The sequence below is a fragment of the Hahella sp. CCB-MM4 genome (assembly GCF_002260525.1).
Classification (GTDB): Bacteria; Pseudomonadota; Gammaproteobacteria; order Pseudomonadales; family Oleiphilaceae; genus Hahella.
This window is the reverse complement of the sequence record NZ_MRYI01000006.1, coordinates 211,223-225,800: the sequence shown is the minus strand read 5'-3', so window position 1 is coordinate 225,800 and position 14,578 is coordinate 211,223. Positions and strand designations below refer to the sequence as shown.

The following is a 14,578-nucleotide window of genomic DNA, read 5'->3' as shown; positions in this document are numbered from 1 at the left end:
TTATTCTGTCAGCCCCCACAGTTCCAGTAATCTTTGTTGGCTGACGGACAGGTTGTAGTTACCAATATTTGAGAATCTCAGTGATTCCAGGTCGCTCGTTGTCTGTGTTGATCCCAGTCGGGAAGCTCTGCCTGGTCGGTAGTCTTTGTCTGACAAGCTTTCCCTATTTGATTGATAGCTTTTATCTGACGAATCGTTTCTGCCTGAGTTGTAGCCACTGACTGTATGGGAATCGTTGTATGATAAGGCTGCCTTTGTCTGTTTGAAAATCTCATTGTGGCCATGTTCCATTGCGTGTCGGCTACTCAACGTGATGCTGGTAAAAATGGCTAACGCCATGGCAATCAGCGTCAGTGGAGTATCAATGCAGACTTTCATGGGGGATTCTCCTGGCCCTAGTGGTTGTTAGTGGCTGTGCTTCTGTTGGCTATCATCACGCGGAAGCTGAAGGCATGCTGTAAAATTTACTACTTCAAAATTGTGAAATTTTTACATCTTGGAAAACTTCCAAATGGAGAGTCGTGAGTCCATGGACATTAGAAGGTTCGATGAACAAAAGGATATTGAGGGACTAAAAGCGTGCATTGTCGAGTTGCAGGATTATGAAAAGGCTCTCGACACTCGTTTACCCTCCGGTGAAGAAATAATTGATCGTTACTATCCTGAAATGATCCGTCGGAACAATATTTGAACAAGCTATAAATCAAAAGTTACGTATCCGCCTGATTTCATCTGTATCTATTCCCAGAGACTCCAGAAACTTTTGATGCTCTTCCGGTTCCATCTTTTCGAATTGCCTGTGCCACTGAATCATATCCTCTTCATCAAAGCCGGCTGCCTGCATGATTTCCACCCAGCGCTGTTTAGTCACCGAGGGCTTTCCCATTAGGTCCGGCTGCTGTAACAGGGCAACAATGGCTTTTTGCTGCTGACGCAGCTTCCTGATTTCGGCCTCAAGGTGATTGAACTGATCCCGCAGAATATCCTCCTGGGCTCTGGAGCCTTCCCGATCCAGAAGTGCCTGAATCTGTGCCACAGGGACACCGTAAGAGCGGTAAGCGAGAATGCTTTCCAGCCTTTCAGCTTCCTTTTTACCATACCAGCGATACCCGTTATCTGACCGGACTGTGGGCTTCAGAAGGCCGGCACGTTCGTAGTAGAGCACTGTGGCGCGAGATATCCGGTACTTGTTGGCCAGTTGGGTCACCGTAAGCACGCTGCTTCCTCTTAAATGTCTTGTTCTATGGTGTCTTGCTCGATGATGCTGTGTTGTATTTTTAACCTTAAACCCTAAACCAATAGACAGGTCAACGACAGGATAGACCATCTCCGTAAACCTATAGTGCAAGCTCTAGTTGCATTAATTTCTGGAAAAAGAAAGACTTGTGGATTAAAAATGCATACATATTAAATAGACCAGTGATTAACCAACAGGAATAGACGTGTCTGATTCGAATGTCGATATAGTTTTATTGGGACAATGCCAGCCGGGAGTGGATGTCGAGGAGGCGCTTCCCAGGCTTGCCAAACTGTTTAAAACAGATGCGGCTGTCGTCCGCAAGATGATGGCCAAGGGGCGCCAGGTCATCAAGAAAGGAGTGGATCAGGCGATGGCGGAGAAATACCGGGTCGCCATTGAGCGGGCGGGCGGAAGCTGTGAGCTGGTCGGGCTGCCTCCTCAGGCTCCGGAGTTGTCTGTGCTGCCTATTGATGAACCGTCTGTCGATGAGCCGCCCCTTGATGAACCGCGCATGCAAGAACCCGCAGCTCAGATCATGGAGCGTTCGGCTCAGGCTCCAAAGAACGAGCCGGAGACCCAGGCCAGCCAGACGGACTCCATGTATCGTACGCCTGCAGCTCAGGTTGATCATGAACCTGAAGTGTTCTGTCGTCACTGTGGTGCAAGCATCTCGCCGAAGGCATCCCGTTGTCCTGTATGTGATTACAAACAGATCGTCTTTCATTCAAAGAACAAGTATGTTGCCGGTGTTCTCGCAATACTGTTGGGAGGCTTCGGGGTTCATCGGTTTTATCTGGGGCAGTGGTGGGGAATATTTTATTTGTTGTTTGCAGGTTCCCTGATTCCCAGCATCATTTCGTTGATTGAAGCCATTGTCTTCTTCGTGACCCCGCAAGAGCGTTGGGAGCGCAAGTACGGCAAGGTGCCTTCCAGCGCGGGGGTGATTGTGGCCGCAATCGTCGGTGTGTTCCTGTTTATCATGATGACGGGTATTTTGGCTGCGGTGGCTATTCCCGCCTACCAGGACTACATCACCCGGGCCAGGGTTGCGGGTGCATTTCCATTAGTCATTGATACCCGTGACAAGGTTTCAGAATTTATTCAGACCACCGGTTTTTATCCTAACCAGAACCTGGATGCTAATTTGCCCGAACATATCGGGAATGAGGTGGTTGATATTCAGGTGATAGAAAACGCCGTGATTGTCGCTACCTTCAATATCAAGACGCTGGGCAGCGACAACACGATTGAATTGGAACCGGTCGAAAACAATGGTCAGATTGAGTGGACCTGCTACGGCGGCACCATGCTGGAAAAATACCGAGTTGCAGAATGCCGGGGTGGAGGTAGCTCCAGCCTGAGCAGATCATCTTCCAGTTCGGGCGGAAGCGACACTGGCGGGACAAATGCGAGTAACACAGGCCGAACGAATACAAGTAGCTCGGGATCGGAGCTGGGGCAGACAGCACGTAGTAAGGACGGCCGCTTGTCCCTGGACATTCCTGCCAGTTGGGATCGGATGGATCAGCTGAATGAAGAGGCTTCTCTGGGCGTTGGCAATGTTTTTGAAGATGCCTACTACCTGATTCTGGAAGAACCCAAACTGGATTTTGAAGATGGTTATACCCTCACTGCTTATACCGATTTGATCCAGTCATTGATGTTCGATGCCTTGAAATCCCCTAACATCGTTTATGAGCGTGAGGCGGTAATGGTGGGTGATCTGCCGGCAGAGCAAATGGCTTTTACCGGCTCTGCAGAGGGAATCAAGGTCACCTATCTGTTAACCACGATTGAAGGTAAAGACCATTACTATCAGGTGATCGGCTGGTCACTGGCTTCAAAATTTGACGAAAAGGCCGACTTGTTGAGAAATATCGCCGGTAGTTTCAGAGAAGGTAAAGCGATCAATCGTGGCGTGAAATGATCAATACCCGATGCTTCATCGGATATTCAAAGAGTTGATATACCCATAATAAGCCGGCAGCAATCAGACTGCCGGCGATCGCGAGCGTTGTTCATTGATGTTGTTGACACTTTGTTGGGAAGTAGAGCCATATGGAAATCAAGATTGACGACCTGACCGGTCCGGAAGTGGCCGGGTTGCTAAATGAGCATATGCAGGAAATGAAGCGACGTTCGCCCCCGGAAAGTATCCATGCCCTGGATCTTGAAGGGTTGAAGAAACCGGAGATAACCTTTTGGAGCGCATGGGAAGGTGACCTGATCATCGGTTGCGGTGCCCTCAAAGAACTTGATGCCTCCCATGCTGAGATAAAGTCCATGCGCACAGCGGAAGCATATCAAAGGAAAGGCATTGCAAGGCAAATGCTCCAGCACTTATTGGATGAAGCCAAAAAACGCAATTATGCCCGGCTAAGTCTGGAAACCGGCTCACAAGCCTCATTTGAACCTGCCAGGCAACTCTATGCTGGATTCGGGTTCGAATACTGTGGTCCGTTTGCCGGGTACAAGGATGATCCCAATAGCGTATTCATGACCAGGGCATTGTAAGTCTCACCATTCGCTGGAATCCCGGCCCATGTCAATGGGCCGGGAATTGATTCGGGAAATGGCAATGTCAAAGATCTGGGTCTACTCTCACAGAATCTGCCTATTTTGTATTAAGCCGAGTTGTATTACGACGAGTTGTACTTAAGCCGCTAAGCCCTGAGGTGATTTTCCCTGGAGGCAGCATGGAGCTTGTCAACATCTACCGCAATATGTCCCGGTCACGTGAATTTGAACTGGCTGTTGCAGAGCTGTGGGAGCAAGGCCTGATTACCGGTGAAATGCATGCCAGTACAGGTGAAGAGCTTGTCGCTGCGGCGGTTACAGCGTGTTTGACAGCCGAAGACTCCCTGTCCCTTACCCACCGCTGCTCATCCTTCGTGGTTGCCAGAGGGGTTCCTCTGGTGCCGGTGATCAAAGAATTGCTGGGACGTGAAGATGGTCTCTGTCACGGCAGGGGCGGACATATGCATCTCTTTTCCCGGGATTACCGGATTGCCACATCAGGCATAGTTGGGGCGTCGTTACCGACAGGCGCTGGATTTGCACTGGCGGCAAAGCGGTTGCGGCCGCACGCCCTGGCGGTTGCTCAAATAGGTGACGGTGCTCTGAACCAGGGAATGGCACTTGAAACGCTTAATCTTGCCACAGTATGGAAACTGCCGTTGCTGGTGGTCTGTATCGATAATGGATGGGCCATTACCACGTCTTCAGAGTCCTTAACGGCGGGTAGCCTGCCTGAGCGCGCCCGTTCCTTCGGCTGGCTGGTGGGCAACGCCGACGGTGCAGATATTGAAGACGTCAGTCAAGCAGCGAAAGCGCTCGTCAAAAATGTGCGAGCAGGAAAGGGACCGGCATTTCTTTACGCAAGATGTCCCCGAATGGACGGACATTATCTGGGGGACGCATTGGTCAGGCTCGCGCGGCATCCAGTGAGTGATGGTAGAGACACCCTGACAAAGGTGGTCGGTGGGGCTTTTTCGCAGGGAGGGAGTGGTCTGATTTCGAGAGCGACGGGCCTTACCAGAATGATGGGAGCGATCGGTAAAATCAGACACACGCCTGCACATGGTGACGACAAAGACCCCTTGGTGATTACCCGGAAACGGCTGTCAAAGCAGGGGTATGACGTTGCAAAAATCGACCTCGAAGCGCAAGAGGAAATCAGATGTGCCGTCGCCGTTTCTCTGGGAGAGGAGCATGATTGAACTGAGCTTGGGCCAGGCTATCGATCGGGCCATCGAGAATGCCATGAGTGAAGACGAATCGATTGTACTTATTGGTGAAGACGTCCCGATGTTGCGCGCTCCTTTATATGCCCGATTCGGTGTCGAACGGGTAATGGGGGCCCCGATCAGCGAAAGTGCGTTTATCGGTGCGGCGGTAGGCGCTGCAATGGAAGGATTGCGACCGATAGTCGAACTTTATATGGTGGATTTCCTCGCGGTGGCATTTGATGCTGTGCTGAATCATATGGCAAAGCTGGAAGCTTTTTCAGGGGGAGAATGGCATTGCCCGGTACTGATTCGTGCTCCCAGCGGTGGCGGTTATGGGGATGGAGGGCAACATGCCCAGTCTCTTTGGGGAATGCTGTCTGCAATTCCTGGTTTAACCACCATCATTCCGTCAACACCGATGGATGCCTATGGACTTACCCGCACCGCTCTCAGGCATTCCGGCCCGGTGATATTGTTTGAACCCAAACTGCTGTCTGAAGAGTGGCTGGAATTCCTGGGGCGGCTGGGTCGGGAGGATCTTGAATTTGATGTCCCGGAAAATGCCAGCGGGATGGTGAACGAAGATGAATTCGCGCCTTTCGGCAGAGCAGTAACCCGCCGGGAAGGCGGCGATGTTACCATCCTTTCTCTTGCCGTGGGGGTACACCGGGCGCTGGCTGCAGCGGAGGCCTTGGCCAGTGACAATATACAGTGCGAAGTGATTGATCTGCGATGCCTGTCGCCATTGGACCGGGAGTCGATACGACGATCTGTGGCCAAGACCGGACGAATGGTGGTTGTCGATGAAGATTATCGAAACTATGGGCTCTCAGGAGAACTGGCAGCCACGGTACTGGAAGCCGGATTACACCCAACATTCGTTCGAGTATGTGTCGAAGGTACCATTCCTTATAACCACCGTCTTGAAAAAGACACCCTGCCAAGCGTGAAACGTATTATCGAGGCCGTGAAAGAGATCTGTCAGTCGTAGCAAATTGATAGAACTGATTCTTTAGTCTTGTCATATTTCGCCACATTTCACCCGCCTAATGCCATCTTCTGCCCCGAAAGCGCCTGAGCGCTGCCGTTATATAGCCACTCCATAAACAATCTGTAAGAAATGGACCTTATGAAACTCTTTTTTTCCCTTTTGATCGTTCTATTTTCCCTGAAATCCTTTGCTATAGACTGGCAGCAGAGTCCTGAAATCGAAAAGCTATTCAAGAATGCCGGTGTGGAAGGCACGTTTGTTCTTTATGACGTTTCTGAACAGCGCTACATCGGACATAAGCAATCCCGCGCGGAAACCCGATTTATTCCCGCCTCCACATTCAAAATCGCCAACACCCTGATCGGCCTGACAGTGGGAGCGATAGAAAACGTCGATGAAGTGCTTCCCTATGGAGGTAAGCCCCAGCCCTTGGATATCTGGGAAAAGGACATGAGTCTGCGCGAGGCCATCCCGATTTCCAACGTCCCCATCTATCAAGAACTGGCCCGTCGTATCGGCCTTGAGCGGATGAGCAGCAAAGTCAAAAGATTGAAGTATGGAAATGCAGATATCGGGCAGGTAGTGGACCGGTTTTGGCTGGATGGACCATTAAAAATCAGTGCGGTGGAGCAGACGGGGTTTCTGAGTGAGCTTGCGCAGAACCAATTGTCTTTCCCATTGGATGCGCAAAACCACACCCGCGAAATTGTGAAGCTGGAACAGGGATATGGCTGGACGCTGTATGGTAAGACCGGCTGGGGAAATGATATCGGCTGGTGGGTCGGCTGGGTGGAAAAAGGGGATCATATTTACGCGTTTGCCTTGAATATCAATATGTATTCCGCATCGGAAGCGAAGAAACGCATTGTCCTGGGGAAAGCCAGTTTAAGAGAAGTCGGTGTTCTTGATTAATAGAGGAATCGTTAAACAACCATCGAATTGAACTAAAACTTCATCCAAAACTGTGGGTATAACAATGTCATCTATATTGGGGCATTCATTAATAGGAGCGGCAATTGCTTCCAGAGTTGATGCTGATGGAAGGCAGAAATTAGCGTTGATGGCCTATTTTGCTGTACTCAGTTTATCTCCGGATGTCGATTATCTCGTCTACTGGATATTTGATTACGAGATTGAACCTCGTTATACCCACTCAATCGGATTTTGCCTGTTCATTTCCATGATCGCTCTGGCGTTCAATCGACTGACCGGTTTGTATTTCTTGAGAAATATCCAATTCGTTTATCTTGTCATGTCCCCAATATCACACCTGATACTGGATTTTATGGTGGGAGTCCACAAGAGTCCTTTTCTATGGCCGGTATTCAATGAAGCCTTCACTTCCGAGATCGGTGTGCTACCCAGTGCGGGACGTCTGGATATCCAGAACTATTATTTCTGGCGGAATCTGTTGATCGAGATGGGAATTTTGCTGCCGATCTGTTTTTGGTTTTCGGCTGCAAAAGTATCAAGGCGCTGGTCCATTGCCACAGCTATTGCTTTGTTGGCTGTAATGTCGGTTTCTGGATACGTCGGTTTTCACTTGCAACGGTAAGGAGGCTCGTTAATGACGCTCAGGATATATATAACAGTATTCATATTGGCAGTAGCTGCACTGAGTTGTTCAGCGGCACCAGTCATTGCCCATCGGGGTGTACACCATACATACGATCCTGCCCACCTGGCCAACGATACATGCACGGCGGAAAGAATATATCCTCCAACACACGAATTGTTTGAAAATACTCTGGCCTCTATGGATGCGGCGTTTTCTGCAGGGGCCGATTGGGTGGAACTGGATATCCACCCGACCCAGGACGGTCACTTTGTGGTTTTTCACGATTGGACTCTGGACTGTAGAACGGATGGGCAAGGGGTCACCCGAGAGCAAACCATGGAGTACCTGAAAACGCTCGATATCGGATATGGATACACAGCCGACGGCGGTAACAGCTATCCCTTGCGGGGAAAAGGAGTGGGATTGATGCCTACTCTGACAGAGGTGTTCCAACACTTTCCGAAGGGGAAATTTCTCATCAATATCAAAAGCAAAGATCTCGTGGAAGCCAAGCTGCTGGGAGAGTTCCTCAATCAATACCCTCCCAGACAGAGGCAAAACCTGATGGTGTACGGGGGGACGACGCAGATGCTTGAACATATTGCCCTGACGACTGGCATCAGTGTCTGGCCTTCCAAGCCCCAAATAAAGGAATGCTATGAGACGCTGCTCGGTAGTGAAGGGCAGGACCTGGGAGTCTGTACCGGACGAGTATTCGGCGGACCATTATATCTGGCAGAGAGAGTCCCAGGTTGGCCTGAGGAATTTATAGACAGGGTGCATGCTGAAGGAGGAGAGTTCATTGTGATGGGGATCGATTCTCCAGAGGATATGGAAAGGCTGGGTGACCAATATAAGGGAGGAATATGGACTGACAGGATTGAGCTTATTGGTTCGAAAATACCATGAAGGACTTGGGGGACGGTTCGTGATTCCTTTGCGATATCAGTACAATAGTCGCGAATGCCGTAAAACCCGGAGATAAACAATGGAGCTGGAATTCCTCTTATTAACGACCATCACTATCATGGCCATGGGAGTCGGAATCGTATGCGTCCCCGTATTTGTCGTGAATTTGGTGCTGTTGGTTAATTACAGGAAAAGCGACGGACGCCGAATCGGGGTGAATCTTGCCTGGTTAATGATATTAAGCGGTATAAAGAATCGGGGACACTGGCCTGAACGGGTTCTAAAAAGGGTAGGCTATACTCGCCGGATGCTGATATACAGCGTATTAGGGGTTGTGATCAGTGTCACTGCCGGAAATTATCAACAACAACGATTGGATCAGGTGCCTACGGAGCTAAATCAGCAGTCTTCCGCTCAATAGAAACTTAAATCGGAAGGCGAGTTGCTTTGGGCATCGTCATCTTTGCAACTTGAAAACTGATTTTGAAAATCAATATGAATAAAAAATAGAAACGCTTATTTAAAGGAAATTTATGGAAATAGACCTAAAGAAATTCAATTACTTTTTAATTGTGGACCTTGAAGCCACTTGCTGTGATAAACAGTCCATTGCCAGGAGGGAGATGGAAACCATTGAAATTGGAGCTGTCATGGTTGATGCGGAAAACCTGACGATGGTTGATGAATTCATGACGTTTATAAAACCTGTCAGGCACCCAACGCTTACGGAGTTTTGTACTGAGCTGACCAGCATTACCCAGAAAGACGTTGATAATGCCCCTCGATATCCTGAAGCCATTAAAATGTTCAAGGATTGGCTGTATCGATTCGATTCGTTTTTATTTTGCTCCTGGGGTGACTACGACAAAGGGCAACTGGAGCAGGACAGTCAATTTCATCGAATGTCTTATCCTATCGGTGCGGATCATTTGAATATCAAGAAGCAGTTCTCCAGCTCCCAAAACTTGAAAAAGAGACTGGGAATGTCGCAGGCGTTGAAGTTGGCTGGTTTATCCCTTGAAGGGACTCATCACAGGGGAATTGATGATGCAAGAAATATGGCCAGGTTGATGCCCTATATTTTGGGAAGAAAGGCTATTCCGAAAAAGGGATAAGCCTCGTTTAATAGTCTCCTTATTACCGGGACTAATGCCCTTGGAATAGGCTTATGCACTTGAAAGGTTTTGCAAGGTAGCTTTAATACTTTGTTACAAAAATTCCATCCATCTGTTTTTATTCTCTTTTTTCATCTCTCTAAACAACACTTATTCACTACTGACTGTTTTCTGACATTGACAGTTCTGTTGATTTGATCAATTTTATGAAAGCGTTTTCACTCTGTTCTGAAGTTGGGTCTATAACAGTAAAAATAACACGGTAACACCTTATGCCTGACGTTAAATTTCTGCAGTTTACTCTCAGTCAATTCGTACAACCTGAGTCTCCGGTGGCTATGGCGCTTTCTGTGGCTGTACAGGATCGACGATATGAGGATCTACGGTATGAGAACCTAAGATATGAGAACCAACGGTATGAGGGCGGAGATCTCTCAGTGGATTCTTCATTGGATACCAGTCTCTCGGCCAGCGCCTGCCATCATCAAACTAAGCCCGGAACTTGAGCACTGCGCAGATAAAACAACCTGAAGGAAAATCAACCAAAGGAGGGTTTGCCGGTATGAAACTTTATGTTCACGGCATGTCCAAAAGAACAAAGAGCCTTTTCAAACAAGTCGTCGCTGGCATTGGTATGACAATGTTCGCATCAACCAATATTCATGCGGCGGTGTACCAGGCCGAAGATTACAACAATTATTATGATACGAGCCCGGGAAACTCCGGTGGTGCTTATCGCTCAGATGATGTGGATGTCGAACCGACCTCCGACTCCGGTGGTGGATTCAATGTCGGTTGGATTGATAATGGTGAATGGCTGGTATATGAAAATCTCCATATTCCAACCACCGGTAACTATATCGTCCGCATGCGGGTTGCCAGTCCTGGTGGCGCAACCGCATCGGTGGATCTGAATGCCGGGCAGACGATTCTTAAACAATTCAATATCCCCGATACCGGAGGGTGGCAGAATTGGACAACCCTGACGGCCACGGTGAATATCAGTGCGGGTACCCATAATCTGGGTGTTTATGCGGCCACATCCAATTGGAATTTCAACTGGATCGAAATCGTCCCTGAAAATGGAGGTACTGATGAGCCCGGCACTCCCAACGGTACACATAAACGTCTGAAAGTGGTTAACGGCTGTGACAAGCCCTTGTGGGTACAATGGCTGACGGCACCCGGTGTTCAGTTCAACGGGCCAAATCGTTATCGGCTTTCCGGTGGACAATCTATGGAATACGATATTCCCGACAAAGGCTTGCCATCGATGAGGTTCTGGCCTGGCTTCGACTGTGACGCAAACGGTCATAATTGCCGTGTAGGAGCCAGTGGCGGACCTGCTGACCTCGGGTTTACCTGTCCTCCGGAAGGTTGTGCCCCTCCCATCGATTCCAAATTTGAAGCTACCTTTGGCTGTATTCCGGGCGTCAATGACAGTGACTGTGCAAGAAACCCTTCCGCACCAAGCCAGCCTCTGGGCAGGGGAGACTGGTGGAACTCCAGCATGGTGGATGGGTTCACCGTGCCGGTTAAGGTGACAGTTAACGGTTACTGCCCGGTTGGTCCACAGCCAGCCCCCGTCTACGGTCCCGGTGGTCCGGAGGGAGGGGTGATTGATTGTTCAACGCTGCGTGTGGCTGATTGTCCGATGAATGAAAATCTCAGTACTGATGGTCAGTTCCCTTATCTGTCCAATGTGGATATGAGAACCTTCAATCCGGTGACCGGAGATGTGGCGGGTTGCTATTCTCCTGCGGCCAAGCTGACCTACAGCCATTGGGCGAACGGGTTCCAAACCTATCATCCGGCAGATCCTCAGGCGCAGATGTACACCTGTCCGACGCCGCCCATCAGCTCGGATCAGTGCCGTTCCGGTCCGGCGGACAGGACAGCCTATCGCGATATGATTCACTCCCATTGTGAAACCTACGCATACGCTTATGACGATGGTTATGGGTTATCCAGCTGCCCCGCAGCAACCAACCTGAGTTACGAAGTCACTTTCTATTGTCCGCAGTAAGTAACTGACCGGCCTCCCGGAGCTGTATTCCGGGAGGCTTTATACGAAGTTCAACATTCGCTTGTCGCAGTTTGTGTCGCTCCTGCTTGTCACTGGGAGGGGCCGACAATAATTTCCTTGAGAGCGGGAGTATTAAAAATAATGAAAACTCAACAAAAGCTATATATGTCGGCCATGCTGGCAGCATTCGCACTGGGTGGTGTATCGACAGTGTCTCAGGCGAAGGTCTTTCAGGCGGAAGACTACAGCTATTTCTATGATGTCACCCCAGGCAACAGCGGAGGAGCCTATCGGTCCGACGATGTCGATATTGAATCGACCAGTGATGTCGGCGGAGGTTATAACGTGGGCTGGATCGACAAAACCGAGTGGCTTGCCTTTAACGATTTGAATATCGCGACCAGTGGTACGTATCGGGTGAAAATGCGTGTTGCCAGTATCAACGGCGGTACAGCTTCGGTCGATTTGAATGGTGGGAATATCGTTCTGGGCTCGGTGAATATACCTGCCACAGGAGGATGGCAGAATTGGCGGACGGTGGAGTTTACCAGTCATATCAATGCGGGAAGCTACAGCCTTGGTGTTTATGCTTCAAGTTCGGGGTGGAACCTGAATTGGATTGAGGTGGTAAAAGACACTGGAGGCGATGATGGCCAGCAACCTCTCTGGAGCGATGAATTCAACAGCATCGATGCCAATACCTGGACCTTTGAAACCGGCGGTGGTGGCTGGGGGAACCAGGAATTGCAATATTACACCAATGGTCAGAATGCATATATCGCCTACGATGCCCAGGCAGGAAGCAATGTGTTGGTGATCGAAGCCAGAAAGGAAAATCCTGCCGGTTACAACTGCTGGTATGGCACATGCCAGTACACTTCAACCCGATTGATTTCCAGGGATAAAAAATCCTTTAAGTACGGAAGAATGGAAGCCCGGATCAAGCTTCCTCAAACCCAGGGTATCTGGCCGGCATTCTGGATGCTGGGTGACAGCTTCGGTTCTGTCGGCTGGCCCGAGGGCGGGGAGATCGACATTATGGAGCATGTGGGTTACGAGCCGACATTGACCCACGGTGCCTTACACGGACCAGGATACTCGGGTAATACGCCTATCACGGGGACCTATAATGTCGGACAGGTAGTGGATGCGAATTATCACACCTTTGCCGTGGAATGGGATACCAATGGTATTCGCTGGTTGGTTGATGGAAATGAGTTCTACTCGGCTTCTCGTGCCCAGGTAGAGCAGTATGGCAGGTGGGTTTACGATCAGCCTTTCTGGTTCCTGTTTAACGTTGCTGTTGGTGGAAATTGGCCGGGTAGTCCGGATGGCTCCAGTAGCTTTCCTCAGAAAATGTACATTGACTATGTCAGGGTCTATCAATAGCTAGTTGATAGACCTGAAGAGTACGCACTGATTCAGATGAAGCTGAATCAGTGCTGTCTCTGATGGAGTTTGCTATTCAGCCGCAGAATAAGGACAGAAAAGCAGGACGAGGACTGAAAAAAGGGGCGGTTAGGGGACCACCAGGAATGATGAAGCGGACAGGCTTTTGTAGTAAGGGGAGTTTCAGCAAGTCCGCCCCGTATTCAGGTTATCGCTCGAAGGTCGTTACTTGATCCATGTTGATACGAAGTCCATTTTCTTGTCTGGTAACAACGGCTCTGTCGGTCAACATGTGGACCGCATCAAGGGATATCTTTACATCGCCTTCGTAAATTTGCTGGTCATCTTCTGAGGTGAAATCGACAGAGGAAATCTTGAGTCCCCGGGTATCTTCAGCGGTTAACTCAACGTTCCCGATATAAACGACGGTGACCCCGTCCTGAGACTTTTTAATAACGTCTGAAGTGATTTCAAGGCCGTATACATTTGTCGTTACTGCAATGGAACACAGTGCTGCGGCAATGATTTTTCTGATTGGTCTATCCATGTAAGTTTCTCCTGAATGAGCCGGCTACACATAACATATTGTTTTGTATGGCTCTGCTTTGTTAAATCTAAACTCCTATTTTAAGGGGATATTGGCAAGATTGAAATCAGCCTAAAGACTCAAGTTGTCGTTTCAGTCTCTCTGTTGCCTGGCGAAGAATAAACGGCAGGCGTTTTCCAAAAGAGTGAAGAGCAAAGACTTCTCTGGGCTCTGCCTGCCACGTCGGCATGACACGTTCCAACTTGCCGTTACGGATTTCTTCCGAGACAAATATTGAAGGGGCCAGAAGCATACCCAAGCCATGATTGGCATAGTTAATGGCGGCGGGAAGCGTATTAACCTTCATGGTTTTACCGCCTCGTAAGGGGACTTGCTGATCCCCCGAATAGAGTTGAGCCTGATCCTGCCAGGGCAGTTGAATCATCGTATGCTGATCTAATTTTTCCGGTTCCGGGTGGCCATGAGACTCCAGGTATGCCGGAGCTGCCACCACAAAGGAACGAAGTTCGCCGAGCTTGATAGCGTGATAGTCGCTGTCTTTTTGTGGGCCCACCGAAATCGCCAGATCCAGCTTGTGTTCCAGAAGGTCGAGCTTTTGGTCTGAAAAGGTCACGTCGGCTATCAGTTTTGGATATTGCCTGCATAGTTCTGCAATGACCGTTTCTACCAGCAGGGACTCAAACGCATGGGGGGCCGTAATCGCAATCCGGCCTTGGGGTTCCTGGTCAAATTCTTCTAATTCCTCAATGGCCTGTTGTAGGGTCTCCGCCATTTGTGCGCATCGTTGGGCAAACTGTCTGCCTGCCGGGGTGAGGTGCAGACTTCGCGTGCTCCGGGTCAGGAGTTTCATGCCAACCAACGACTCCAATTGACTGATATAGGTGCTGATGGCGGAGCGGGTATGGCCAAGCTGATCTGCTGCTCTGGTGAATGAGCCTGATTTGACGACCTCATGAAACACCAGCATCCGATAAGGCAGGGACCTTTGTTCATTATTTCTAAACATTAAGTTCTAGACTCGGCTAATTATCATCTGAATGAGGTCGAATAATATGCTCTTCACCAACCAAACAGC

Annotated in this window: 17 protein-coding genes; 13 read left to right on the top strand and 4 right to left on the bottom strand. The window is 49.5% G+C overall.

Features of this window, described 5'->3' with window-relative positions; genetic code table 11:
* Complete coding sequence (locus tag BTA51_RS13645) at positions 1 to 378, bottom strand: hypothetical protein (protein WP_094708041.1); 378 nt, start codon at positions 376 to 378, stop codon at positions 1 to 3.
* A gap of 133 nt (positions 379 to 511) precedes the next feature.
* On the opposite strand from BTA51_RS13645, the gene BTA51_RS30185 reads away from it, so the two are divergent.
* Positions 512 to 691: a hypothetical protein gene (locus tag BTA51_RS30185; protein ID WP_094708039.1), complete on the top strand. Its 180-nt coding sequence runs from the start codon at positions 512 to 514 to the stop codon at positions 689 to 691.
* A 12-nt stretch (positions 692 to 703) separates the two neighbouring features.
* On the opposite strand, the gene BTA51_RS13635 is transcribed toward BTA51_RS30185, so the two are convergent.
* A complete protein-coding gene (locus tag BTA51_RS13635; RefSeq protein WP_094708037.1) occupies positions 704 to 1,216 on the bottom strand; it encodes a MerR family transcriptional regulator in 513 nt (170 codons plus the stop codon).
* Between the two features lie 226 nt (positions 1,217 to 1,442).
* On the opposite strand from BTA51_RS13635, the gene BTA51_RS13630 reads away from it, so the two are divergent.
* The 12 genes from BTA51_RS13630 to BTA51_RS13575 all read left to right on the top strand — a co-directional run bounded on the left by BTA51_RS13630 (position 1,443) and on the right by BTA51_RS13575 (position 12,956).
* Complete coding sequence (locus BTA51_RS13630; protein ID WP_094708035.1) at positions 1,443 to 3,167, top strand: NINE protein; 1,725 nt, start codon at positions 1,443 to 1,445, stop codon at positions 3,165 to 3,167.
* Between the two features lie 131 nt (positions 3,168 to 3,298).
* Complete coding sequence (locus BTA51_RS13625; protein WP_094708033.1) at positions 3,299 to 3,754, top strand: GNAT family N-acetyltransferase; 456 nt, start codon at positions 3,299 to 3,301, stop codon at positions 3,752 to 3,754.
* A 182-nt stretch (positions 3,755 to 3,936) separates the two neighbouring features.
* Positions 3,937 to 4,959, top strand: coding sequence for a thiamine pyrophosphate-dependent dehydrogenase E1 component subunit alpha (locus BTA51_RS13620; RefSeq protein ID WP_094708031.1), 1,023 nt, complete (start codon positions 3,937 to 3,939; stop codon positions 4,957 to 4,959).
* Entirely contained in the window at positions 4,952 to 5,959 is a 1,008-nt protein-coding gene (locus tag BTA51_RS13615) for an alpha-ketoacid dehydrogenase subunit beta (RefSeq protein WP_094708029.1), read from the top strand. Before BTA51_RS13620 ends, BTA51_RS13615 begins: the two co-directional genes overlap by 8 nt.
* A 138-nt stretch (positions 5,960 to 6,097) precedes the next feature.
* A complete protein-coding gene (blaOXA, locus tag BTA51_RS13610; RefSeq protein WP_094708027.1) occupies positions 6,098 to 6,871 on the top strand; it encodes a class D beta-lactamase in 774 nt (257 codons plus the stop codon).
* Between the two features lie 64 nt (positions 6,872 to 6,935).
* A complete protein-coding gene (locus BTA51_RS13605) occupies positions 6,936 to 7,514 on the top strand; it encodes a metal-dependent hydrolase (protein ID WP_094708025.1) in 579 nt (192 codons plus the stop codon).
* A 12-nt stretch (positions 7,515 to 7,526) separates the two neighbouring features.
* Entirely contained in the window at positions 7,527 to 8,426 is a 900-nt protein-coding gene (locus tag BTA51_RS13600; RefSeq protein WP_094708023.1) for a glycerophosphodiester phosphodiesterase family protein, read from the top strand.
* A 79-nt stretch (positions 8,427 to 8,505) separates the two neighbouring features.
* Entirely contained in the window at positions 8,506 to 8,847 is a 342-nt protein-coding gene (locus tag BTA51_RS13595) for a hypothetical protein (RefSeq protein ID WP_094708021.1), read from the top strand.
* Between the two features lie 112 nt (positions 8,848 to 8,959).
* Positions 8,960 to 9,541 carry a 3'-5' exonuclease gene (locus tag BTA51_RS13590; RefSeq protein WP_168188167.1) on the top strand — a complete coding sequence of 194 codons (582 nt, stop codon included), beginning with the start codon at positions 8,960 to 8,962 and terminating at the stop codon, positions 9,539 to 9,541.
* Between the two features lie 272 nt (positions 9,542 to 9,813).
* Positions 9,814 to 10,047, top strand: coding sequence for a hypothetical protein (locus tag BTA51_RS13585; protein WP_094708019.1), 234 nt, complete (start codon positions 9,814 to 9,816; stop codon positions 10,045 to 10,047).
* A gap of 56 nt (positions 10,048 to 10,103) precedes the next feature.
* Positions 10,104 to 11,567: a carbohydrate-binding protein gene (locus BTA51_RS13580; protein WP_094708017.1), complete on the top strand. Its 1,464-nt coding sequence runs from the start codon at positions 10,104 to 10,106 to the stop codon at positions 11,565 to 11,567.
* Between the two features lie 141 nt (positions 11,568 to 11,708).
* On the top strand, positions 11,709 to 12,956 hold the full coding sequence (locus BTA51_RS13575; RefSeq protein ID WP_094708015.1) for a family 16 glycosylhydrolase: 1,248 nt from the start codon (positions 11,709 to 11,711) through the stop codon (positions 12,954 to 12,956).
* Positions 12,957 to 13,164: 208 nt separating this feature from the next.
* On the opposite strand, the gene BTA51_RS13570 is transcribed toward BTA51_RS13575, so the two are convergent.
* Both BTA51_RS13570 and BTA51_RS13565 read right to left on the bottom strand, forming a co-directional pair.
* Complete coding sequence (locus BTA51_RS13570) at positions 13,165 to 13,503, bottom strand: hypothetical protein (RefSeq protein WP_094708013.1); 339 nt, start codon at positions 13,501 to 13,503, stop codon at positions 13,165 to 13,167.
* A 106-nt stretch (positions 13,504 to 13,609) separates the two neighbouring features.
* Positions 13,610 to 14,509 carry a LysR family transcriptional regulator gene (locus tag BTA51_RS13565; RefSeq protein WP_246841033.1) on the bottom strand — a complete coding sequence of 300 codons (900 nt, stop codon included), beginning with the start codon at positions 14,507 to 14,509 and terminating at the stop codon, positions 13,610 to 13,612.
* Between the last annotated feature and the right edge of the window lie 69 nt (positions 14,510 to 14,578).